A 22616-nucleotide genomic window follows, 5' to 3' on the forward strand; every position below is an offset into this window, starting at 1 on the left:
GTGGCTGCTATCAAATCCGCCATCACTACCCGCCGCTTTGACGCGGTCATCGTCGGCGCCGGTGGCTCCGGCATGCGCGCCTCGCTGCAACTGGCCGAAGCCGGCCTGAACGTCGCTGTCCTGTCCAAGGTCTTCCCGACCCGCTCGCACACCGTGGCTGCCCAAGGCGGCATCGGCGCTTCGCTGGGCAACATGTCCGAAGACAACTGGTACTGGCACATGTTCGACACCGTCAAGGGCTCGGACTACCTGGGCGACCAGGACGCCATCGAGTTCATGTGCCGCGAAGCACCGAAGGCCGTCTACGAGCTGGAACACTTCGGCATGCCCTTCGACCGCAACCCGGACGGCACCATCTACCAGCGTCCCTTTGGCGGCCACACCGCCAACCTGGGCGAAAAGCCGGTGCAGCGCGCCTGTGCGGCCGCAGACCGTACCGGTCACGCGCTGCTGCACACCCTGTACCAGCGCAACGTGCGCGCCAAGACCCACTTCTTCGTGGAGTGGATGGCGCTGGACGTGATCCGCAACGAAGAGGGCGATGTCCTCGGCGTGGTGGCGCTGGAAATGGAAACCGGCGAAATCATGATGCTGCACGCCAAGACCACGCTGTTCGCCACCGGCGGCGCAGGCCGCATCTGGGCTGCATCGACCAATGCCTTCATCAACACCGGCGACGGCATGGGCATGGCGGCACGTGCCGGCCTGCCGCTGCAGGATATGGAATTCTGGCAGTTCCACCCGACCGGCGTGGCCGGCGCGGGCGTGCTGATCACTGAAGGCGTGCGCGGCGAAGGCGGCATCCTGATCAACAGCAACGGCGAACGCTTCATGGAGCGCTATGCGCCGACCCTGAAGGACCTGGCCCCGCGTGACTTCGTCTCGCGTTCGATGGACCAGGAAATCAAGGAAGGCCGCGGCGTCGGTCCCCACAAGGATCACGTGCTGCTGGATCTGCGCCACATCGGTGCCGATACCATCAAGAAGCGCCTGCCCTCGATCCTGGAAATCGCCCACAAGTTCGCCAACGTCGACGCGACCAAGGAACCGATCCCCGTCGTGCCGACCATCCACTACCAGATGGGTGGCATCCCCACCAACATCCACGGCCAGGTGGTCGCGCCCAAGGGTGGTTCGATGAAGGAAGTGGTGCAGGGCATGTACGCCATCGGCGAATGCGCCTGCGTGTCGGTGCACGGCGCCAACCGCCTGGGTACCAACTCGCTGCTGGACCTGGTGGTCTTCGGCCGCGCAGCCGGCAACCACATCGTCGGCAGCCGCCTGCAGGACCAGAGCCACAAGCCGATCCCGGCCGGCGCCCTGGACCGCTCGCTGGAACGCATCGCTCACCTGGAAAGCAGCACCGGTTCCGAACGTGTGCAGGACGTGGCCAACGACATCCGCGCCACCATGCAGAAGTACTGCGGCGTGTTCCGTACCGATGCCCTGTTGAAGGAAGGCGTTCAAAAGATCATGGAACTGGACGAGCGTCGCAAGCACGTCTCCTTCAAGGACAAGTCCAAGGTCTTCAACACCGCCCGCGTGGAAGCGCTGGAACTGGACAACCTGATCGAAACCGCCAAGGCCACCATCACCTCGGCCGAAGCCCGCAAGGAATCGCGCGGCGCCCACGCGCAAAGCGACCACGAGCAGCGCGACGACGTGAACTGGCTCAAGCATACGCTGTGGTTCTCCGAGGGGAATCGTCTCGACTACAAGCCGGTCAACATGCAGCCGCTGACCGTCGAGACTTTCAAACCTAAAGCACGTACTTTCTAAGAGGTCGCAACATGACTCGCACCCTGAAATTCAAGATCTATCGTTACGATCCGGACAAGGACGACAAGCCGTACATGCAAGACCTGACGGTGGAGCTGAAGCCCACCGACAAGATGCTGCTCGATGCCCTGCAACGCATCAAGTCCGACGTCGACGATTCTCTGGCGCTGCGCCGCTCCTGCCGCGAAGGCGTGTGCGGTTCCGACGCCATGAACATCAACGGCAAGAACGGCCTGGCCTGCATCACCAACCTGAACGAGCTGACCGAACCCATCGTTCTGAAGCCGCTGCCTGGCCTGCCGGTGATCCGCGACCTGATCGTGGACATGACCAACTTCTTCAAGCAATACGATTCGATCAAGCCCTACCTGATCAACGACAGCATTCCTCCCGAAAAGGAGCGCCTGCAGTCGCCCGAACAGCGTGAAGAGCTCGATGGTGTCTACGAGTGCATCCTGTGCGCCTGCTGCTCGACTTCCTGCCCGTCGTTCTGGTGGAATCCGGACAAGTTCGTCGGCCCCGCTGGCCTGCTGCAAGCCTACCGCTTCATCGCCGACAGCCGCGACGAAGCCACCGGCGCGCGCCTGGACAACCTGGAAGACCCGTATCGCCTGTTCCGTTGCCGTTCCATCATGAACTGCGTCGATGTCTGCCCCAAGGGTCTGAACCCCAACAAGGCCATCGGCAAGATCAAGGAACTGATGGTGCGCCGTTCGGTGTAAGCCGGATCGGCGTGTTGCCTGCCAGACCCGCCGTGCATGGCGGGCGGCAGCAAGGGGGAGCAGGGCTGCAAGCGGCTTCCCCGACCGGTTCCTTCAGTTTTGGCCCGGTTGAAGTGAATGGAAAGACTAGAAATGAGCGAGTTCATGACTGAACAGCGTCACCAGGATGATCCGGCCAAGCGGGCGCGACTGCGCTGGCGTGCGCGCCGCGGGCTGCTGGAGAACGATCTGATCCTCACCCGCTATCTCGACGCCAACGAGGCGCAGATGAGCGACGACGAGGTGGATGCCTTCTCGCGCCTGATGGACCTGACCGACAACGACTTGATGGACTTGCTGCTGGCCCGCAAGGAGCCCGAAGCGGCGGTTGACCTGCCCCAAGTGCATGCGTTGCTGAAGAAACTGCGTACTGCCTGACTGTTGCACGAATATTGCGCCTGGCCACAAGCCAGACCGATTTTGCCCGATCGCGGCCTGTTCCCACTCGCCACCCGGCGCATCTGAACCACGATGACGCCCGGCTTGCGGTCGCGGCGTTTGATTAACGGTTTCACCATCCCAGCAAAAGGAAAAGCTATGTCCAATACCGATATCAAAGCTACCCTGTCGTTCTCCGACGGCTCCCCGTCCGTAGATTTTCCTATCTACAAGGGCAGTATCGGCCCTGATGTGATCGATATCCGCAAGCTCTACGGCGCCACCGGCAAGTTCACCTATGACCCGGGCTTCATGTCCACCGCTTCCTGCAACTCGTCCATCACCTACATCGATGGCGACAAGGGCGAACTGCTGTACCGCGGCTATCCGATCGAACAGCTGGCAGTGAACTGCGACTTCCTGGAATCCTGCTACCTGCTGCTGCACGGTGAACTGCCCAATACCACCCAGAAGGAAGAATTCGTCAAGACCGTGACCCAGCACACCATGGTGCACGAGCAGATGAACTTCTTCTTCCGTGGCTTCCGCCGCGATGCGCACCCGATGGCCGTCCTGACCGGCTCGGTGGGCGCGCTGTCGGCCTTCTACCACGACTCGCTGGACATCTCCAACGCCAACCACCGCGAAGTCTCGGCCATCCGCATGATCGCCAAGCTGCCGACCCTGGTGGCGATGGCCTACAAGTACAGCATCGGCCAGCCCTTCGTGTACCCGCGCAATGACCTGTCCTACACGGCCAACTTCATGCGCATGATGTTCGCCAATCCGTGCGAAGAGTATCAGGTCAACGAAGTCCTGGTGCGCGCACTGGACCGCATCCTGATCCTGCACGCCGACCACGAACAGAACGCCTCGACCTCGACCGTGCGTCTGGCCGGCTCCTCCGGTGCCAACCCGTTCGCATGTATCGCCGCCGGTATCGCCTGCCTGTGGGGCCCTGCCCACGGCGGTGCCAACGAAGCTGCACTGAACATGCTGGAACAGATCGGTTCCGTGGACAAGATCCCCGAGTTCATCAAGCAAGTGAAGGACAAGAACTCGGGCGTGAAGCTGATGGGCTTCGGTCACCGCGTCTACAAGAACTACGATCCGCGTGCCAAACTGATGCGCGAAACCTGCTACGAAGTGCTGAACGAGCTGGGCCTGCACGACGACCCGCTGTTCAAGCTGGCCATGGAGCTGGAAAAGATCGCCCTGGAAGACGACTACTTCGTCTCCCGCAAGCTGTACCCGAACGTCGACTTCTACTCCGGCATCGTGCAGCGCGCCCTGGGTATCCCGACCTCGATGTTCACCTGCATCTTCGCCATGGCCCGTACCATCGGCTGGATCGCCCAGTGGAACGAAATGATCTCGGATCCGGAACAGAAGATCGGTCGTCCGCGTCAGCTGTTCGTGGGCTCGCCGCGCCGCGACGTTCCCCCGATCGACAAGCGCTGATTGCCGGATGTTGTCCGCCTGCCTTGTCGGGCGGACAACAAACGCGTCGCCAACGCCACGTTTCCCGTCTTCCGGGAGTGATCGGAGGAGGGCAGCGAGGCCCGCGCAGCAAGGCTTTGCGGGCGGGCGTTGGTGGGTGGAAACGCCTGTTGCTTCATGTTTCAAATAAAAAAGCGAATCCTTTAGGATTCGCTTTTTTATTTGATATTAGGAGATATAATTCCGATGCGCTGACTGGATGACACACAGAAGTTCAGGTAGACAAGGTCCTTCCCCCACAACTTGATGCAATCCGCTAACCGGTCAGGCCGTGTCGCGGAAGGTGTAGAAACCCGCTAATCTCGCGAAGCGCGAAGAAAGGTGAGCAAATGACAAAGCTCTACGAGCAATACAACATCAACTCCTACCTGTTCGGTGGGAATGCTCCGTACATCGAAGAACTGTACGAAGCCTACCTGAACAACCCCGGCTCCGTCCCTGACAACTGGCGTGCATACTTCGACGCCGTGCAACACGTCCCCGCCACCGACGGCTCCACCCGTCCCGATGTGGCCCACGCTCCGGTGATCGCTTCCTTCGCCGAACGTGCCAAGCACGGCCCGATCCGCACCGTCATCGCTTCCGCCGACTCCGATATGGGCCGCAAGCGCGTCGCTGTCACCCAGCTGATCGCCGGCTACCGTGATCTCGGTTCCCGTTTCGCCAACCTGGACCCGCTGCAACGCCAGGAACGTCCCAACATCCCCGAACTCGATCCCTCCTTCTACGGATTCACCGATGCCGACATGGACATCGTGTTCAACATCAACAACACCTACTTCGGCCCGGAAACCGCATCCCTGCGCGACCTGCTGCAGATGCTGCGCGACACCTACACGCGCTCCATCGGTGCCGAGTTCACCTACATTTCCGACATGTCGGAAGTGCGCTGGCTGGAAGAGCGCCTCGAGCCGACCCGTGCCGTGCCCAGCTTCTCCTCCGAGAAGAAGAAGCACATCCTGGAGCGCCTGACCGCTGCAGAAGGCCTGGAGCGCTACCTCCACACCAAGTACGTCGGCCAGAAGCGCTTCTCGCTGGAAGGCGGCGAGTCCTTCATCGCCTCCCTGGATGAAACCATCCAGCGCGCCGGTGAAAAGGGCGTGCAGGAAATCGTGATCGGCATGGCCCACCGCGGCCGCCTGAACGTGCTGGTCAACATCCTGGGCAAGACCCCGCAGGAACTGTTCTCCGAATTCGAAGGCCGTCACGCTGACGACCTGCCGGCCGGTGACGTCAAGTACCACCAAGGTTTCTCCTCCGACGTCTCCACCCCTGGCGGCCCGGTCCACCTGTCGCTGGCCTTCAACCCGTCCCACCTGGAAATCGTCAACCCGGTGGTCGAGGGTTCGGTCAAGGCACGTATGGATCGCCGCGGCGACAAGGATGGTTCGCAAGTGCTGCCGATCCTGGTGCACGGCGACGCCGCCTTCGCCGGCCAAGGCGTGGTGATGGAAACCCTGAACCTGGCACAGACCCGTGGCTACGGCACCGGCGGCACGGTTCACATCGTCATCAACAACCAGATCGGCTTCACCACTTCCGACCCGCGAGACTCCCGTTCGACCCTGTACTGCTCGGACGTGGTCAAGATGATCGAAGCCCCGGTGCTGCACGTCAACGGCGATGATCCGGAAGCCGTCGTGTTCGCCACCCAGATCGCTGTCGACTACCGCATGAAGTTCAAGAAGGACATCGTGGTCGACATCATCTGCTTCCGCAAGCTGGGCCACAACGAGCAAGATACCCCTGCTCTGACCCAGCCGCTGATGTACAAGAAGATCGCCCAGCACCCCGGCACCCGCAAGCTGTACGCCGACAAGCTGGTGACCCAGCAGACCATCCCCGCCGATGGCGGCGAAGAGCTGGTCAAGGCCTACCGCGCTGCGATGGACGCTGGTAAGCACGCCATCGATCCGGTGCTGACCAACTTCAAGAGCAAGTACGCCGTCGACTGGCTGCCGTTCCTGAACCGCAAGTGGACCGACGCGGCCGAAACTGCCGTCCCGCTGGCTGAACTGAAGCGCCTGGCCACCAAGATCACCTCCGTGCCGGAAGGCTTCAAGGTCCACTCGCTGGTCGAGAAGGTCTTGAACGACCGCGCCGCCATGGGCCGTGGCGAAATGAACCTGGACTGGGGCATGGGCGAACACCTGGCCTACGCCAGCCTGGTGTCCTCCGGCTATGCCGTGCGCCTGACCGGCCAGGATGCCGGCCGTGGCACCTTCACCCACCGTCACGCCGTGCTGCACGACCAGAACCGCGAGCGTTGGGATGCCGGTACCTTCATCCCGCTGCAGAACGTGGCCGAGAACCAGTCCACCTTCACCGTGATCGACTCGGTGCTGTCCGAAGAAGCCGTGCTGGCCTTCGAATACGGCTACTCGACTGCTGAACCGAACACCCTGACCATCTGGGAAGCCCAGTTCGGCGACTTCGCCAACGGTGCCCAGGTCGTGATGGACCAGTTCATCAGCTCCGGCGAAGTGAAGTGGGGCCGTGCCTCGGGCCTGGTGCAGATGCTGCCCCACGGCTACGAAGGCCAGGGTCCGGAACACTCCTCGGCACGTATCGAGCGTTACCTCCAGCTGTGCGCCGACAACAACATGCAGGTCGTGCAGCCCACTACCGCTGCGCAGATCTTCCACCTGCTGCGTCGCCAGATGATCCGCCTGTTCCGCAAGCCGCTGATCATCATGACCCCGAAGTCGCTGCTGCGTAACAAGGATGCCGGTTCCCCGCTGTCTGACCTGGCCAAGGGTTCGTTCCAGACCGTGATCCCGGAAGTCGATGAAACCATCGACGCCAAGAAGGTCAAGCGCATCGTCGCCTGCTCGGGCAAGGTGTACTACGACCTGGTCAACGCCCGCAAGGAACGTGGCCAGACCGATACGGCCATCATCCGCGTCGAGCAGCTGTATCCGTTCCCGCACAAGGCGTTCGCCGCTGCCCTCAAGCAGTTCCCGAACTTCAACGAACTGGTGTGGGCACAGGACGAGCCGCAGAACCAGGGCGCATGGCTGCAGATCCAGCACAACATCTTCGAGAATCTCTCCGAAGGTCAGAAGCTGGCCTATGCAGGCCGCCCGGCCAGCGCCTCGCCGGCCGTCGGTTACTACGACAAGCACTACGCGCAGCAAAAGGCACTGATCGAAACCGCCTTCGCCAAGCTCAAGGGCTTTGTGCTGACCAAGTAATCATCGATGCAAACGGGACGCGCTGCGAGGGCAGTGCGTCCCTGTTTCCATAAGAACGAAATCACCCGAAAATCGGAGAATCCTGAAAATGGCTCAAATCGAAGTAAAAGTCCCGCAGTTGTCGGAATCCGTTGCCGAAGCAACCCTGCTGCAATGGCACAAGAAGGTTGGCGAACCGGTTGCCCGTGACGAAAACCTGATCGACATCGAGACCGACAAGGTCGTGCTGGAACTGCCCTCGCCGGACGCCGGCGTGATCACCCAGATCATCAAGGCCGACGGCGCCACCGTCGTGGCCGGTGAAGTGATCGCCATCCTGGACACCGACGCTTCCGCACAAGTGGCCCCGACCGAAGTCAAGGCTGCCCCGGCACCGCAAACGACCAACGAACCGACCCCGGTTGCCGCTCCCGAGCTGGCCTCCAAGGGCGACGTCGCCATGCCCGCCGCTGCCAAGCTGCTGGCCGACAACAACCTGTCGACCTCGCAAGTCACCGGCACCGGCAAGGATGGCCGCGTGACCAAGGGCGACGTGCTGGGTGCCCTGTCGGCTCCCGCCGCCGCACCTGCTGCCGCTGCCAAGCCGGCCCTGGCGCAAGTGGCCGCACCGGTCAAGGCTGGCCTGGAAAGCCGTCCGGAACAGCGCGTGCCGATGAGCCGCCTGCGTGCCCGCGTGGCCGAGCGTCTGGTGCAATCGCAATCGACCAACGCCATCCTGACCACCTTCAACGAAATCAACATGCAGCCGGTCATCGACCTGCGCAACAAGTACAAGGACAAGTTCGAGAAGGAACACGGCGTCAAGCTGGGCTTCATGTCCTTCTTCGTCAAGGCAGTCGTGCACGCCCTGAAGAAGTACCCGATCGTCAACGCGTCGGTCGATGGCAATGACATCGTCTACCACGGCTACTTCGACATCGGCGTGGCCGTCGGTTCGCCGCGCGGCCTGGTGGTGCCCATCCTGCGTGATGCGGACCAGATGTCCATCGCTGACATCGAGAAGAAGATCGGTGAATTCGGCCAGAAGGCCAAGGACGGCAAGCTGTCCATCGAAGAACTGTCGGGCGGTACCTTCACCGTCTCCAACGGCGGCACCTTCGGTTCCATGCTGTCGACCCCGATCATCAACCCGCCGCAATCGGCGATCCTGGGCATCCACGCCACCAAGGAACGCGCTGTGGTTGAAAACGGCCAGGTCGTGGTCCGTCCGATCAACTACTTCGCGCTGTCCTATGACCACCGCATCATCGACGGCCGCGAAGCCGTCCTGTCGCTGGTCGCGATCAAGGAAGCTCTGGAAGATCCCGCACGCCTGCTGCTGGATCTGTAAGCAACCGGCCATCACGGCGTGAGCGAGGCGCTGAACGGCCCCCAGGCATTCAGCGCCTTTTTGCATCCGCTTTGGACCAAGAGACCAAAGCGGATGCGCACAACGAATCAGGAATACACACATGAGCAAGAATTTTGACGTAGTCGTCATCGGTGGCGGCCCCGGCGGTTACATCGCCGCCATCCGCGCAGCGCAACTGGGCTTCAACACCGCCTGCATCGACGAATGGAAGAATGAAAAGGGCGGTCCCGCACCCGGCGGCACCTGCACCAACGTCGGTTGCATCCCTTCCAAGGCGCTGCTGCAATCCTCCGAACACTATGAGCATGCCAGCCACGGCTTCGCCGAGCACGGCATCGAAGTCAAGGGCCTGGGCCTGAACCTGGAAAAGATGCTGGGCCGCAAGAACACCGTGGTCAAGCAGAACAACGACGGCATCCTGTACCTGTTCAAGAAGAACAAGGTCGCCTTCTTCCACGGCCGTGGCTCCTTCGTCAAGGGCGATGCCAATGGCTACGAGATCAAGGTCGCCGGCGCTGCCGAAGAAACCATCACTGCCAAGCACGTGATCGTGGCAACCGGTTCGAACGCCCGTGCACTGCCGGGCGCCGAGTTCGACGAAAAGCTGATCCTCTCCAATACCGGCGCACTGTCCATTTCTGAAGTGCCGAAGAAGCTGGGCGTGATCGGTGCCGGCGTGATCGGCCTGGAAATGGGTTCGGTCTGGCGTCGCCTGGGCGCGGAAGTGACCGTGCTGGAAGCGCTGCCGACTTTCCTGGGGGCCGTCGATGAACAGATCGCCAAGGAAGCCCACAAGCTGCTGACCAAGCAGGGCCTGGCCGTGAACCTGGGTGTGAAGATCGGCGCCATCAAGACCGGCAAGAACAGCGTCTCCGTGGAATACACCGATGCCAAGGGCGAAGCCCACACCGGCGAATTCGACAAGCTGATCATCTCGATCGGCCGTACCCCCAACACCATTGGCCTCAACGCCGAAGGCGTGGGCCTGAAGCTGGACGAGCGCGGCTTCATCGCCGTGGACGGTGACTGCAAGACCAACCTGCCCAACGTCTGGGCAGTGGGTGACGTGGTGCGCGGCCCGATGCTGGCCCACAAGGCCGAAGAAGAAGGCGTTGCCGTGGCCGAGCGTATCGCTGGCCAGCATGGTCACGTCAACTTCAACACCATTCCCTGGGTCATCTATACCTCGCCGGAAATCGCCTGGGTCGGCAAGACCGAGCAGCAGCTCAAGGCCGAAGGCGTGCAGTACAAGGCCGGTACCTTCCCGTTCCTGGCCAACGGCCGCGCCCGTGCGCTGGGCGATACCTCGGGCATGGTGAAGTTCCTGGCCGATGCCAAGACCGATGAGATCCTGGGCGTGCACATCGTCGGCCCGATGGCCTCCGAGCTGATCTCCGAAGCCGTCGTGGCGATGGAATTCCGTGCGTCGTCCGAAGACATCGCACGTATCTGCCACGCTCACCCGTCGCTGTCGGAAGCCACCAAGGAAGCGGCCCTGGCCGTGGACAAGCGCGCATTGAACTTCTGATGCGCGATCAGTGCGACAATACGGGTCGCCGACGCCTGGCCAGCCCCTGGGGCTGGTCGCGTCCGAGTTGCCCGCATAGTGCGCATTGAGATGCCAACCCAATGGGCGAGCCTGGCTCGCCCATTGTCGTTTTACAAGACCACACCATGGATGTCCGTCAATTCTACGAACAGTCGCTGTCCCAGCGCGGTTATCAACCTGATGAAGCGCAGCTGCGCGCCATTGAGCGCCTGCAGCGCGCCTATGAGGAATGGGTCGCCTACAAGGCCCAGCGCGCCTCCACCTTCAAGCGCCTGATCAGCCGCCCGGCCGTGCCGCGTGGCGTCTACATGTGGGGCGGGGTAGGGCGCGGCAAGTCCTTCCTGATGGACAGCTTCTATTCCGTGGTGCCGGTGGTGCGCAAGACGCGCCTGCACTTCCACGAGTTCATGCGCGATGTGCATCGCCAGCTCGATGAATTGAAAGGGATCTCCGACCCCCTCGATGAAGTCGCCAAGCGCATCGCCAAGAAGTACCGCCTGATCTGTTTCGACGAGTTCCACGTCTCCGACATCGCCGATGCGATGATCCTCTACAACCTGCTGAAGGGCTTGTTCGATCACGGTGTGTCCTTCGTGATGACATCCAACTATGAGCCGAGCACGCTCTATCCGGATGGCCTGCACCGCGACCGCATGCTGCCGACCATCGCGCTGCTGAAGGAAAAGCTGGACGTCATGAACATCGATGCCGGCATCGACTACCGCAAGCGCGTGCTGGAGCAGGTGAAGGTGTACCACACGCCGCTCAACGCCAAGACCGATGAAGAATTGCGCGCTGCCTTCGCCTCAGTGGCCGAGGCGGCCGATGAAGATCCGCGCGTCCACATCGAGGCGCGCGAGATCCGCGCCCTGCGCCGCGCGGGCAGTGCGATCTGGTTCGACTTCGCCACGCTGTGCGGCGGACCGCGTTCGCAGAATGATTACCTGGAACTGGCCAGCCGGTTCCAGACGGTGATCCTGTCGGGCATTCCGCGCATGTCCGCGGCCATGTCCTCGGAAGCGCGCCGCTTCACCTGGCTGATCGACGTCTTCTACGACCACAAGGTCAAGCTCATCATGTCGGCTGCGGTGGAACCGGACGAGCTTTACACCGTCGGTACCCTTTCCAACGAATTCCACCGCACCGTTTCACGTATCATTGAGATGCAGTCGAAGGAATACCTGGATGCGGATCGCCGCTCGATTGCCGACAGCCTCTCCTGAAGAACCACCTGATGAACAAGAAATCCATGCAAGGTCTTTTTGCCGATGCCAAGGGCGTCACCTCTTCCCTGTGCGGCCTGATGCTGGCCCTGGCCACCGGTGCCAGCGCAGCGCAGGGGCAGGCGTCGGCCACCGCCGCCTCGGGCGCGCAGCCCGCACAGACCCAGGCGCAGGGGCAAGCCAGCGGCCAGCCGCAGGTCAGCCCGGCCCCGCAGGCGGCGCCCGCCTCGCCGGTGCCTTCCATGAGCCGTGAGCGCTTCGATGAACTGGAAGCCCGTCAACCGATCGGCCAACGTTTCCCCGCCGGCTCCATCAAGTCCGACGAAACTGCGCAGAAAGCACTGGACGAAGCCGCAGAAGACCGCCAGGTCGCCGAACTGCGTTACATCCTCGACCAGCGAGCCTGCTATCCCAAGTTCCTGGTGGCGGACTGCCTGGAGGCCGCGCGCGACCGCAAGCGCATGACCGACAAGGGGATCAAGGCCGTGGAATACGAGGCCAAGGTATTCCAGCGCCAGGCCACCGTGGACGACCGCGATCGCTCCCTGGCCGAGCAGCGGGCCAAGGACGAGGAAGATTCCGCCCGCCGCCTGGCCGACCAGAAGCAGAAGGAAGCCGATTCCGCCCGCAAGGTACAGGAAAGTCGTGCCAAGAACAGCGAAGTCCAGCAGCGTATCGACCAGAACAAGAACGTGCCGGCCGATTATCGTGTGCGCCAGCATGAAGCTGAAGTCCAGCGCAAGCAGGCCGAGGAAGCCGCGCGTGCGCCGTCGCGTGCAGCCAATGCCGCCGAACGCCAGCGCCGCATCCAGGAGGCCGAGGAGCACCGCCTGGAGGTGGAGCGCAAGAAGGCCGAGAACGAACGCGAACGCGCCGAACGCAAGCAGAAGCAACAACAGGATCAGCAACAGCAGCAGCAACAGCAGCAATCGCAGCAGCCCGCCGCCAAGTAAGCCATCCTGTCGCTGGCCCCTTCGTCCGCAGGCCTACGCCGATTTGGCGTGGGCCTGCGGGTGCATTACACTAGCAAGCACATCAGCAACCAGCCGCCATCATGACCAGTACGCATCGCGAAGACATCCAGCGCCGCATCATCGAACTCGAAGTCGAGCACCGTGATCTCGATAGCGTGATCGACATGCTCATCCGCGATGCCCGTTCCGAAGACCTGCAACTGCGCCGCCTCAAGAAGCGCAAGCTGCAACTGAAGGACCACATCGCGCTGCTGAAGATGCAGCTGGTCCCCGATATTCCCGCCTGAACCCCGTTGCGCGCCTGCCGTGGCGGGCGCGCTTCTCGACATTCCGGGCCTGCTGGCCTGCGTCTTTCATGCGAGTCGGGGGTGTGCCGCCGACTCCGCGTAAAATAGCGCCTTGTTCCCAATGACGTGCAAGCCGCGCCGGTATCGCCGATGCCCGCGCCGCACGTGTTTTCCTACAGGTTTGCCGCAGTGACAGCTCCCGAAGCCCCCGCCCACAACGTCGACAGTCGCACCGTTTCCGCCGAGACGGAGGGCGCCGCGCCCGAAGAACATGGTCTTCATGATGCCGAGGTCGAGCGCCTGTTCGGTGAAGGCGGTCCGCTGGGCGGTGCCGTCGGCAGCTATCGTCCACGCCATGCCCAGACCGAGATGGCCAAGGCCATTGCTGACGCCATCGCCAACCAGGGTACGCTGATCGCCGAGGCCGGCACCGGTACCGGCAAGACCTTTGCCTACCTGGTCCCGGCATTGCTGTGGGGTGGCAAGACCATCGTCTCTACCGGCACCAAGACCCTGCAGGACCAGCTCTTCAATCGCGACATCCCCACCGTGCGCAAGGCTCTGCATGCGCCCGTTTCGGTGGCGCTGCTCAAGGGGCGCAGCAATTACGTCTGCCACTTCCACCTCGAGCGTACCCTCCAGAACGGCCGCCTGACCGCACGCGAGGATGTGGGCTACCTGCGCGAGATCTCGCGCTTCGTCAAATCCACCTCCTCCGGCGACAAGGCCGAGCTGACCAAGGTGCCGGAGACGGCGTCGGTATGGAATCTGGTGACCTCGACCCGCGATACCTGTTTCGGGGCTGAGTGCCAGTACTACCAGGATTGCTTCGTCATGAAGGCGCGCAAGGAAGCCCAGCAGGCTGATGTAGTGGTGGTCAACCATCACCTGTTCTTCGCGGATGTAGCCCTGAAGGACACCGGCATTGCCGAACTGCTGCCCTCGGCCAATACGGTCATCTTCGACGAAGCGCACCAGTTGCCGGATACGGCCACCCTGTTTTTCGGTGAGACCATCTCGACCTCGCAGATTCTCGAACTGTGCCGCGACGTACTGGCCGAAGGCCTGTCGCACGCCCGCGATGGTGCCGATTGGGCGCGCCTGGTGGCGCCGGTGGAGCGGGCGGCACGCGATCTGCGGCTGGCTTTTCCGGAGGAATCGGTGCGCCTGGCCCTGAACCAGATTGCGCCGTCCAGCGCATTCTTCCCGGCGCTCGACACCCTGAAGGATTGCATGGACGACATGATCGCCGTGCTCGAAAAACAGGCCGAGCGAGCCGAGACCATCGAGCAGTGCCGCGACCGCGCCAATGAATTGCTGCGCCAGCTTGAAAACTGGGGCACGCCCGACGAGCTGGCCAAGATCCAGGCCGAAGCCGCCGCCAAGGCAGCGGCCAAGCCCGCCGACAACAAGCAGGAGGCAGCCGGCGAGGAACAGGAGGAGCCGCCGGCCCAGAAACCGTTCTACGTGCTGTGGGTGGAGGCCTTCCAGTCCTCGCTGCAACTGCACCGCACGCCGCTGTCGATCGCGCCCATCTTCAACAAGCAGCGCGAGGGTACGCCGCGTTCATGGATCTTCACTTCGGCGACACTGGCAGTGAAGAAAGATTTCAATCACTACGCAGCCCAGATGGGCCTGTGGAATGCGCCGGCGCAATCCTGGCCGAGCCCTTTCAATTATGCCGAGCAGGGCTTGCTGTACGTGCCGCAGAACCTGCCGCAGCCCAATTCGTTTGAATACACTGACGCCGTCATCGACGCCGCCTTGCCGACCATCGAGGCTGCCGGTGGCCGCTGCTTCTTCCTGTGCACCACGCTGCGCGCAGTCAATCGCGCAGCCGAGCGGCTGCGTTCCGAATTCGAGGCGCGCGGCCATGACTTCCCGCTGTTCGTGCAGGGCGAAGCGGGACGTACGGAGTTGCTGGATCGTTTCCGCGCCGCTGGCAATGGCGTGCTGATCGGCAGCCAGAGTTTCTGGGAAGGCGTGGATGTGCGCGGCGATGCACTGTCGCTGGTCATCATCGACAAGCTGCCGTTCTCGCCGCCGGACGATCCGGTGCTGGCGGCCCGTATCAGCGAGATGGAAAAACAGGGCCTGAACGGCTTCGTGCACCATCAGCTGCCGGCGGCCATCATCAACCTCAAACAGGGCGCCGGGCGCCTGATCCGTGACGAGGGTGACCGTGGCGTGCTGATGATCTGTGATCCGCGCATCATCACCAAGAATTATGGCCGCCGCATCTGGCAGAGCCTGCCGCCTTTCAAGCGCACGCGCGAGCTGGAGGTGGTGCAGGCCTTCTTCCGGGAGCAGGATGCACGCCGCGCCGCTGCCGCTGCCGGCGAGGACGCTGCTGCGGAGAGCTGAGATGGCCGATCACACCTCGCTGGTGCCCGTGCGCGCCTCCGAACTCGCCCTGGGCCGCCCCGCGCCCTGGCCGATCTACAACGACGCCGGCAAACTCTTGCTGGCCCGCGGTACCCTGATCGACACGCCGGACCAGTTGGCCGGGCTGATCGAGAATGGCCTTTACCGCAATGCCCACTGGATTGCCGAGCCGGATACCGAATCCGTGCCGCTGCCGCAGGCGCGCGATGTCTTGCGCAAGAAACAGGGCGGCAAGAAGCCCCTGAAGCCCTCTGCGGCAGTGCGCGGCCAGGAAACCGTCATCACGCTGGACGAGGTGCGCTGGCAGATTGGCGATACCTTGTGGCTGCAATTTGCCGACGATGCCGCGCAGCGCTATGCGGTGTCACTGGTGGGCTGCCTGCCCAACCGCAGCATCCTCGTCACGGCGCCACAAAAGGACGGCAAACAGCTCTTCGTGCGCGAGGGCCAGGCCTTCGTGGTGCGTGCCCTGACTGGTCGCCGTGCCTATGCTTTTGCGGCGCAACTGCTGAAATACCAACAGACGCCCTTCGTTTATCTTCATATCTCGCTGCCTAAAGAGGTACGTTCCACCGTCATCCGCCAGGCCACCCGCGTACCCGTGGGGGCCGAAGGCTATCTGGCGGTGGATGGCAGCCAGCCGCTGGCGGCCAGCGTGATCGACCTGAGCCTGGCCGGTGCTTCAGTGGTGGCGACCTCGCTGTCCGGCAAGGTGGCAGCGAAGAAGGGTGTCACAGGCAAGCTGCGTTTCGTGGCCTCGGTGGCGGACCAGCAGTTGCCGCTGGAACTGCCGGTGGTCCTGCGGGCGGTGGAGTCTTTGGGGGAGGCCGATTTCCATCAGTACGGGGTGGAATTTGCCCAACTGACGGTGCGCGACAGGCTGGTGCTGTCGGCCTATGTCTACCAGGAACTGACGCTGCAGGAATAGCCGGTGCAACAGGGCAGGAGAATGTCAGGAGGAGAGGCTGTCCAAAGCTCTGCTTCGGTTAAAATTCAGCCCATGAAAATCCTCATCAGCAACGACGACGGCTACCTCGCGCCCGGCATCAATGCCTTGGCAGAAGCCCTCGCACCGATCGCCGACATCACCGTGGTGGCCCCCGACAGCAATCGCTCGGGCAGCTCCAACTCCCTGACGCTGGATCGCCCGCTGTGGGTGGAGCAGGCCGCCAACGGCTTCTATTACCTCAATGGCACGCCGTCGGACTGCGTCCACGTGGCGCTGACCGGCTTGCTCAAGGAGCGTCCGGACCTGATCGTCTCCGGCATCAACCAGGGCCAGAACATGGGCGACGATACGCTCTATTCCGGCACGGTCGCGGCCGCCACCGAAGGTTTCCTGTTCGGCATTCCTTCCATTGCGTTTTCGCAACTGCACAAGGGCTGGGGCGAGCTGGCGTCGGCCGCGCGCATCGCCCGCGAGATCGTTGAGCGCCGCTTAGACAGCCTGCCCAAGCCTTACCTGCTCAACGTCAACATCCCCAATCTGCCGTATGCGCAGATCAAGGGCAGCATGGCCACCCGCCTGGGCAAGCGCCACATGTCCGAGCCGGTGCACAAGCTGACCGACCCGCATGGCCGAGACCTGTACTGGATCGGCCCGGCCGGGGCCGCCAAGGATGGCGGCGAGGGCACCGATTTCCACGCGACGGCCAATGGCTACGTCTCCATCACGCCGCTGCAGATCGACCTGACGCACACCGCACAACTGGACAATCTCAAGAAAGCGCTTGCATGAGCGACAAGCCCAGCCGCTTCCCGCTGAGCCTGTCCTCGGTGGTCGACAAGAAAAAGACCGCCAATGCCGGACGGGATGCGGCTGGCCGCCCCCAGGCCACGACCCAGACCGCGGCCAAGAACGCCGCCCAGTCCTCGCAGCGTGCGGCCTTGAAGCCGGTGCAGCAGGGCTTGGCCCAGGCGCTGCGTCCGCCCCCGGCACCGCCCCGCGCTCCGGTGGCGCCGGCCCAGCCGCTGCTGAGCGCCGCCCCGGTGCCGCGCACGGCTGTCAGGAACGTGATGACGGTGACCCAGACCAATGCTTCTCATCATGCCTCGCCCTTGGCCTCGGAAGCGGTGCGCAAGGCCATGGTGGCGCGCGTGGCCAAGCAGGGGGTGGCCGATGCCAAGGTGCTGGCTGCGCTGGAGGCGGTGCCGCGCCACATGTTCGTGGAGCCCGGCCTGGCCAGCCAGGCCTATATTGATGCGTCGCTGCCGATCGGGCATCACCAGACCATTTCACAGCCCTATATCGTGGCGCGCATGATCGAACTGATGCGCCAGAACCGCAACGGCGGCCGCCTGGACCGCGTTCTGGAGATCGGTACCGGCTGCGGCTACCAAGCCGCCGTGCTGTCCCGGGTGGCGGGCGAGGTGTATTCCATCGAGCGCATCAAGCCCTTGCATGAACTGGCCAAGACCAATCTGCGTCCCTTGCGCGTGGCGAACATCCGCTTGCATTACGGAGATGGTATGCTTGGCCTGCCGCAGGTTGCGCCGTTTGATGGCATCATCCTCGCGGCGGCAGGGCTCGAAGTGCCGCAGGCCCTGCTGGAGCAGCTGGCCATCGGCGGCAGGCTGGTAGCACCGGTGGGCGAGCGCCAGCAGGTGCTGGAACTGATTGAACGTGTCGGCCAGCGCGACTGGCGCCGTACCACACTGGAACAGTGCCATTTCGTGCCGCTGCGGCCGGGAACGGCGTAGGCCGGCAAAGCCCGGCATGAGCGGGACGCAAGGAGCAGAACCGGCGGATATCAGGTCCGCCACGCATCATCGAACAGGGAGCGGGCGGCAACAAGCACAAGCATCCAAGCCGCGGGTCGATGAAAAGAGCGGATGGGCAGGCGAGGGGGCCGCATTTCCCTGATGAACTTCTGGCGCTGGCTGCGTGTCAACTAGCGTCGTACAAAATCTAACGTAAGAGCATGAAGAAAATTCGTTTGGCTGTATTGGGCAGTGTCGTCAGTTTGCTGGCCGCCTGCGGCTCGACACCGAATCAGCAGCCGGCGCCCGTCGTCGACCGCACCACCAGCACCGTCAAGCCGGCCGACGCTGTGGCCGCGCCGGCTGCGCCGGTTCCCTCGGGACGTGGCTATTACACGGTCAAGAAGGGCGATACGCTGTATCGCATCGCCTTGGACGTCGGGCAGAACTGGCGCGACATCGTCGCCTGGAACAACCTGACCAACCCGAACGACATCAAGGTTGACCAGGTGCTGCGCGTGGCGCCGCCTGACCGTGCCGGACCGGCCCAGACCGCGACCGTGGCTGCCGCACCGGGTGCAGGCCTGGATGTGAAGCCGCTGGGCGCACCGGGTGCGGCTGCGCCGGCCGCGGCACCGATGGCCTCGGGCAGCAACAAGACCGGTCCGCGCGGCGACAAGCGCGCCTATTCGGACAGCGCCCTGGCTGAACTGGAAAAGCCCGATGCCCCGCCGGCAGCGGCACCTGCTGCGGCACCCGCCGCAGCGGCCAAGCCGGAAGCCCCGCATGCAGCTGACAAGCCGGCTGCGGCGAGCCAGCCAGCCGCCGCTGGCGACGATGAAGGCGTGAGCTGGATGTGGCCGGCCGAGGGCAAGGTGGTCGGTACCTTCGAAGGTGGCAAGAAGGGCGTAGATATTGCGGGCAAGGATGGCCAGGCCGTCCTGGCAGCAGCAGGTGGCAAGGTCATGTATGCCGGCAGCGGCATCCGTGGTTATGGCAACCTGGTGATCATCAAGCACACCAACAACCTGTTGTCGGCCTATGCCCACAACAAGACGATCCTGGTCAAGGAAGGCCAGGCGGTGACCAAGGGACAGAAGATCGCTGAAATGGGCAAATCCGACAGCGACAGCGTCAAACTGCATTTCGAGATCCGCCAGCAGGGTAAACCTGTTGATCCTTCAAAATACTTACCGCCACGCTAGCGTATGACAAGCAATCGCCGCGATCACTTGCCAGACCAGGACCCTCGTGAAGAGGATATGGACGATCCCATCGAGGAGATCGATGAACCGGAAGTGATCGACGGCGATGCCGCTGACCAGCCCCAGGAAGCGGCCCCGGCCGAAGGTGTGGACGAGCTCAAGAAGGTGCTTGCTGCCGAACTCTCTACCGACACCACCCAGCATTACCTCAACAAGATCGGTGCCAAGCCGCTCCTGACGGCGGCAGAAGAGCTGCATTTCGCTACCCAGGCCAAGGCCGGCGAATTCGTGGCGCGCCAGAAGATGATCGAGCACAACCTGCGGCTGGTGGTGTCGATTGCCAAGCACTACATCAACCGCGGTGTGGCCCTGCTGGACCTGATCGAAGAGGGCAACCTTGGTCTCATGCGCGCCATCGACAAGTTCGAGCCGGAGCGCGGTTTCCGCTTCTCTACCTACGCCACCTGGTGGATCCGCCAGAGCATCGAGCGCGCCATCATGAATCAGGCCCGTACCGTGCGGCTTCCCGTACACATGGTGCGCGAGCTGAACCAGATCCTGCGTGCAAAGTATCACCTCGAAGCTCAGCAACGTGACGGAAGAGACGCCAGCGCCGAAGACATCGCGCACCTGGTCGATCGCCCGGTGGAAGAGGTGCAGGATGTGCTGGCCCTGTCCGAACACGCAGCCTCGCTGGATACCCCGCTGGATAACGACCCTCAGGCCAGCCTGATGGATCTTCTGCCCAGCGCCGTCGAAGAGCATCCCGATACCCGCGCCGAGAGCCAGGAAATGGCCTTGCTGATCCGCGAGTGGCTCAAGAGCTTGTCTGAAAAACAACGCGTCGTGGTAGCGCGGCGCTTTGGGCTGGATAACGACGATCCCTCGACGCTGGAGCAGCTGGCCGGCGAGATGGGCATTACCCGTGAACGCGTGCGCCAGGTGCAGCAGGAGGCCCTGGTCAAGCTCAAGCGCCTGTTGACTTCGCGCGGCGTGAGCCGCGACGCTCTGTTCTAGGGCGCATCCGGTTCAATGCCGTGGTTTTCTGCCTGCGGGCAGGGGCCGGATGCGCTTGCTGCTTCCCTCGCGGTCCCGGATCGCGGACAATACCGCTTTTGTTTTCGGCAGCGGGCTTCGGTCCCACCCTGTGGTTTCCCTCATGCAACAAGACATCATCATTGAAATCAAGTCGCTCGACATGGACGGGCGCGGCGTTGGTCACCTCGAAAACGAGGATGGTACGCAAGGCAAGGTCATCTTCGTCGAAGGCGCATTGCCGGGCGAACGGGTCAGTTTCCAGTCCTATCGCAAGAAACCCAAGTGGGAAGCGGGCGTGATGACCACGCTGCATAGCGAGTCTTCGCTGCGGGTGAAGCCCAAGTGTGACTACTTCGGCACCTGCGGCGGCTGCGCCATGCAGCATCTGGAGCCATCGGCCCAGGTCGCCATGAAGCAGCGCGTGCTGGAGGACAACCTCTGGCACCTGGGCAAGACCAAGGCTGAGGTCATGCTGCGTCCGATTTACGGGCCGACCTGGGGGTATCGCTATCGAGCCCGTATCTCGGTGCGCCACGTGGCCAAGAAGGGTGGGGTGCTGGTGGGTTTCCACGAAAAGCGCTCGTCTTTCATCGCCGATATGAAGACTTGTGAAATCCTGCCGCCCAATGTCTCGGCCATGCTGGTGCCACTGCGTGAACTGGTGGCGGCGCTGTCGATTCGTGACCGCATGCCGCAGATCGAGCTGGCCGTGGGTGAGGGTGATCATGGCAACAAGGTCACCGTGCTGGTGTTGCGCATCATGGAGGCGCTGAGCCCGGCCGATGAAACCCTGCTCAAGACCTTTGCTGACGAGCACAAGATCGAATGGTGGTTGCAGACCAAGGGGCCGGATACGGCGGCACCTTACTATCCGGCACAATCGCGCTTGCAGTACAACTTGCCTGAATTCGGCATCCGCATGCCGTTCAAGCCCACCGATTTCACCCAGGTGAATCACCAGATCAACCGTGTTCTGGTGGCTCGTGCACTGCGCCTGCTGGATGTGCAGCCCCAGGATCGCGTGGCCGACCTGTTCTGTGGACTTGGCAACTTCACGCTGCCCATCGCCACCCTGGCACGCGAAGTGGTCGGGATCGAAGGCAGCACGGCCCTGACCGAGCGCGCGCTGGACAATGCCAAGGTCAATGGCGTCGATGCCAAGACCAGCTTCTATTGCCGCAACCTGTTCGAAGCCAAGCCGGAAGATTTCGTCGCGCTGGGCAAGTTCGACCGCATGCTGATCGACCCGCCGCGCGAAGGCGCCATGGAGGTCTGCAAGGCCCTGGTGGAATTGCCGCCGGAGCAGCAGCACCTCAAGCCCAAGCGCATCGTCTATGTCTCCTGCAATCCCGCTACGCTGGCGCGTGACGCCGGCATGCTGGTGCATCTGGGTGGTTATGCACTCAAGTATGCTGGTGTGGTGAACATGTTCCCGCATACGGCCCACGTGGAATCCATCGCCGTCTTCGATTTGCCTGAGTGAGACTGCGGACCGCGGACTGCGGACTGCGGACGAAAAAAATGCCGGCTCGCGCCGGCATTTTTTATTGCTGCTGATGCAATGTTTTTCGATGTCAGTCGCGATTGCCGCCGACGATGCCCAGGATGGACAGCAGGTTGGCAAAGACGTTGTAGACGTCGAGGTAGATCGCCAGCGTGGCCGAGATGTAGTTGGTTTCGCCGCCGTTGACCACTTGTTGCACGTCATACAGGATGTAGGCCGAGAAAATGGCGATGGCCACCACCGAGATGGTCAGCTGCAGCGCCGGCAGGTGCAGGAAGATGTTGGCCAGCGAAGCCACCAGGATCACCAGCACGCCTGCGAAGAGCCACTTGCCCATGCCCGAGAAGTCGCGCTTGGAGACGGTGGCGATGGTGGCCATGCCGCAGAAGATGATGGCGGTGCCGCCAAAGGCGGTCATGATCAGTCCAGCACCGTTGGAGAAGCCCAGCGTGTACTCGATCAGGCGCGACAGCATCAGGCCCATGAAGAAGGTGAAGCCCAGCAGGAAGGCCACGCCCCAGCCGGTATTCTTGGTCTTCTCGATGGCGTAGAAGAAGCCGAAGGCGATGGCCAGGAACAGCACGAAGCCGATCATCGGGCTGGCGGCGAACAGGCTGAAGTGCATCTGCACGCCCAGCCAGGCGCCCAGCACGGTCGGGATCATCGACAGCGCCAGCAGCCAGTAGGTGTTGCGCAGAACGCGGTTGCGGGTGGCCAGGCTCGTGGTCGAGTGGCCGAAGGTCGTGTCCAGTTGATTCATATGTCCTCCGAAGCGTTGAATGCGAGCC

General features: G+C 62.8%; 18 protein-coding genes. 17 read left to right on the top strand and 1 reads right to left on the bottom strand.

Translation table 11 applies throughout. The features are described from left to right. The 17 genes from sdhA (at nucleotide 1) to rlmD (ending at nucleotide 21807) form a co-directional block, all read left to right on the top strand. The gene (gene sdhA, locus FYB76_RS10685; protein WP_034333989.1) at nucleotides 1-1779 is read left to right on the top strand and encodes a succinate dehydrogenase flavoprotein subunit; all 1779 of its coding nucleotides are present in this window, start codon (nucleotides 1-3) and stop codon (nucleotides 1777-1779) included. A gap of 11 nt (nucleotides 1780-1790) precedes the next feature. Next, a complete protein-coding gene (locus FYB76_RS10690; RefSeq protein ID WP_006463281.1) occupies nucleotides 1791-2501 on the top strand; it encodes a succinate dehydrogenase iron-sulfur subunit in 711 nt (236 codons plus the stop codon). 132 nt (nucleotides 2502-2633) lie between these two features. After that, nucleotides 2634-2918: a succinate dehydrogenase assembly factor 2 gene (locus FYB76_RS10695; protein WP_008329929.1), complete on the top strand. Its 285-nt coding sequence runs from the start codon at nucleotides 2634-2636 to the stop codon at nucleotides 2916-2918. 159 nt (nucleotides 2919-3077) lie between these two features. Next, a complete protein-coding gene (gltA, locus tag FYB76_RS10700) occupies nucleotides 3078-4379 on the top strand; it encodes a citrate synthase (RefSeq protein WP_088753355.1) in 1302 nt (433 codons plus the stop codon). 368 nt (nucleotides 4380-4747) lie between these two features. Beyond that, a complete protein-coding gene (locus tag FYB76_RS10705) occupies nucleotides 4748-7612 on the top strand; it encodes a 2-oxoglutarate dehydrogenase E1 component (RefSeq protein WP_154133626.1) in 2865 nt (954 codons plus the stop codon). A gap of 88 nt (nucleotides 7613-7700) precedes the next feature. Further along, nucleotides 7701-8942, top strand: a complete 1242-nt coding sequence (gene odhB, locus FYB76_RS10710) for a 2-oxoglutarate dehydrogenase complex dihydrolipoyllysine-residue succinyltransferase (protein ID WP_154133627.1) — start codon at nucleotides 7701-7703, stop codon at nucleotides 8940-8942. A gap of 121 nt (nucleotides 8943-9063) precedes the next feature. Then, entirely contained in the window at nucleotides 9064-10491 is a 1428-nt protein-coding gene (gene lpdA / locus FYB76_RS10715) for a dihydrolipoyl dehydrogenase (RefSeq protein ID WP_058896043.1), read from the top strand. Nucleotides 10492-10637: 146 nt separating this feature from the next. Continuing rightward, complete coding sequence (gene zapE, locus FYB76_RS10720) at nucleotides 10638-11735, top strand: cell division protein ZapE (protein WP_088753358.1); 1098 nt, start codon at nucleotides 10638-10640, stop codon at nucleotides 11733-11735. 11 nt (nucleotides 11736-11746) lie between these two features. Continuing rightward, on the top strand, nucleotides 11747-12688 hold the full coding sequence (locus FYB76_RS10725; RefSeq protein WP_154133628.1) for a hypothetical protein: 942 nt from the start codon (nucleotides 11747-11749) through the stop codon (nucleotides 12686-12688). A 101-nt stretch (nucleotides 12689-12789) separates the two neighbouring features. Next, nucleotides 12790-12996 carry a YdcH family protein gene (locus tag FYB76_RS10730; protein ID WP_006463294.1) on the top strand — a complete coding sequence of 69 codons (207 nt, stop codon included), beginning with the start codon at nucleotides 12790-12792 and terminating at the stop codon, nucleotides 12994-12996. A gap of 150 nt (nucleotides 12997-13146) precedes the next feature. Next, complete coding sequence (locus FYB76_RS10735) at nucleotides 13147-15360, top strand: ATP-dependent DNA helicase (protein WP_154133629.1); 2214 nt, start codon at nucleotides 13147-13149, stop codon at nucleotides 15358-15360. Nucleotide 15361: 1 nt separating this feature from the next. Next, the gene (locus FYB76_RS10740; protein WP_154133630.1) at nucleotides 15362-16309 is read left to right on the top strand and encodes a flagellar brake protein; all 948 of its coding nucleotides are present in this window, start codon (nucleotides 15362-15364) and stop codon (nucleotides 16307-16309) included. Nucleotides 16310-16381: 72 nt separating this feature from the next. After that, on the top strand, nucleotides 16382-17119 hold the full coding sequence (gene surE, locus FYB76_RS10745) for a 5'/3'-nucleotidase SurE (RefSeq protein ID WP_154133631.1): 738 nt from the start codon (nucleotides 16382-16384) through the stop codon (nucleotides 17117-17119). After that, nucleotides 17116-18081, top strand: a complete 966-nt coding sequence (locus FYB76_RS10750; RefSeq protein WP_088753362.1) for a protein-L-isoaspartate(D-aspartate) O-methyltransferase — start codon at nucleotides 17116-17118, stop codon at nucleotides 18079-18081. The genes surE and FYB76_RS10750 overlap by 4 nt, the downstream gene beginning before the upstream one ends. A gap of 221 nt (nucleotides 18082-18302) precedes the next feature. After that, nucleotides 18303-19286 (top strand): peptidoglycan DD-metalloendopeptidase family protein, encoded by a 984-nt coding sequence (locus FYB76_RS10755; RefSeq protein WP_154133632.1) that lies wholly within the window; start codon nucleotides 18303-18305, stop codon nucleotides 19284-19286. A gap of 3 nt (nucleotides 19287-19289) precedes the next feature. Next, complete coding sequence (gene rpoS / locus FYB76_RS10760) at nucleotides 19290-20303, top strand: RNA polymerase sigma factor RpoS (RefSeq protein WP_088753364.1); 1014 nt, start codon at nucleotides 19290-19292, stop codon at nucleotides 20301-20303. A 142-nt stretch (nucleotides 20304-20445) separates the two neighbouring features. Then, nucleotides 20446-21807 carry a 23S rRNA (uracil(1939)-C(5))-methyltransferase RlmD gene (gene rlmD, locus FYB76_RS10765; RefSeq protein WP_154133633.1) on the top strand — a complete coding sequence of 454 codons (1362 nt, stop codon included), beginning with the start codon at nucleotides 20446-20448 and terminating at the stop codon, nucleotides 21805-21807. A gap of 91 nt (nucleotides 21808-21898) precedes the next feature. On the opposite strand, the gene FYB76_RS10770 is transcribed toward rlmD, so the two are convergent. Then, nucleotides 21899-22588, bottom strand: a complete 690-nt coding sequence (locus FYB76_RS10770) for a Bax inhibitor-1/YccA family protein (protein ID WP_039785351.1) — start codon at nucleotides 22586-22588, stop codon at nucleotides 21899-21901. Between the last annotated feature and the right edge of the window lie 28 nt (nucleotides 22589-22616).

The organism is Herbaspirillum sp. CAH-3, from assembly GCF_009668275.1.
GTDB lineage: Bacteria > Pseudomonadota > Gammaproteobacteria > Burkholderiales > Burkholderiaceae_D > Herbaspirillum > Herbaspirillum aquaticum.

What these genes read in the sequence shown, in the direction of transcription:
- FYB76_RS10690 (WP_006463281.1), top strand. Translation starts at nt 1,791, where the DNA reads ATGACTCGCACCCTGAAATTCAAGATCTATCGTTACGATCCGGACAAG.
- FYB76_RS10695 (WP_008329929.1), top strand. Translation starts at nt 2,634, where the DNA reads ATGAGCGAGTTCATGACTGAACAGCGTCACCAGGATGATCCGGCCAAG.
- gltA (WP_088753355.1), top strand. Translation starts at nt 3,078, where the DNA reads ATGTCCAATACCGATATCAAAGCTACCCTGTCGTTCTCCGACGGCTCC.
- FYB76_RS10705 (WP_154133626.1), top strand. Translation starts at nt 4,748, where the DNA reads ATGACAAAGCTCTACGAGCAATACAACATCAACTCCTACCTGTTCGGT.
- odhB (WP_154133627.1), top strand. Translation starts at nt 7,701, where the DNA reads ATGGCTCAAATCGAAGTAAAAGTCCCGCAGTTGTCGGAATCCGTTGCC.
- lpdA (WP_058896043.1), top strand. Translation starts at nt 9,064, where the DNA reads ATGAGCAAGAATTTTGACGTAGTCGTCATCGGTGGCGGCCCCGGCGGT.
- zapE (WP_088753358.1), top strand. Translation starts at nt 10,638, where the DNA reads ATGGATGTCCGTCAATTCTACGAACAGTCGCTGTCCCAGCGCGGTTAT.
- FYB76_RS10725 (WP_154133628.1), top strand. Translation starts at nt 11,747, where the DNA reads ATGAACAAGAAATCCATGCAAGGTCTTTTTGCCGATGCCAAGGGCGTC.
- FYB76_RS10730 (WP_006463294.1), top strand. Translation starts at nt 12,790, where the DNA reads ATGACCAGTACGCATCGCGAAGACATCCAGCGCCGCATCATCGAACTC.
- FYB76_RS10735 (WP_154133629.1), top strand. Translation starts at nt 13,147, where the DNA reads ATGCCCGCGCCGCACGTGTTTTCCTACAGGTTTGCCGCAGTGACAGCT.
- FYB76_RS10740 (WP_154133630.1), top strand. Translation starts at nt 15,362, where the DNA reads ATGGCCGATCACACCTCGCTGGTGCCCGTGCGCGCCTCCGAACTCGCC.
- surE (WP_154133631.1), top strand. Translation starts at nt 16,382, where the DNA reads ATGAAAATCCTCATCAGCAACGACGACGGCTACCTCGCGCCCGGCATC.
- FYB76_RS10750 (WP_088753362.1), top strand. Translation starts at nt 17,116, where the DNA reads ATGAGCGACAAGCCCAGCCGCTTCCCGCTGAGCCTGTCCTCGGTGGTC.
- FYB76_RS10755 (WP_154133632.1), top strand. Translation starts at nt 18,303, where the DNA reads ATGAAGAAAATTCGTTTGGCTGTATTGGGCAGTGTCGTCAGTTTGCTG.
- rpoS (WP_088753364.1), top strand. Translation starts at nt 19,290, where the DNA reads ATGACAAGCAATCGCCGCGATCACTTGCCAGACCAGGACCCTCGTGAA.
- rlmD (WP_154133633.1), top strand. Translation starts at nt 20,446, where the DNA reads ATGCAACAAGACATCATCATTGAAATCAAGTCGCTCGACATGGACGGG.
- FYB76_RS10770 (WP_039785351.1), bottom strand. Translation starts at nt 22,588, where the DNA reads ATGAATCAACTGGACACGACCTTCGGCCACTCGACCACGAGCCTGGCC.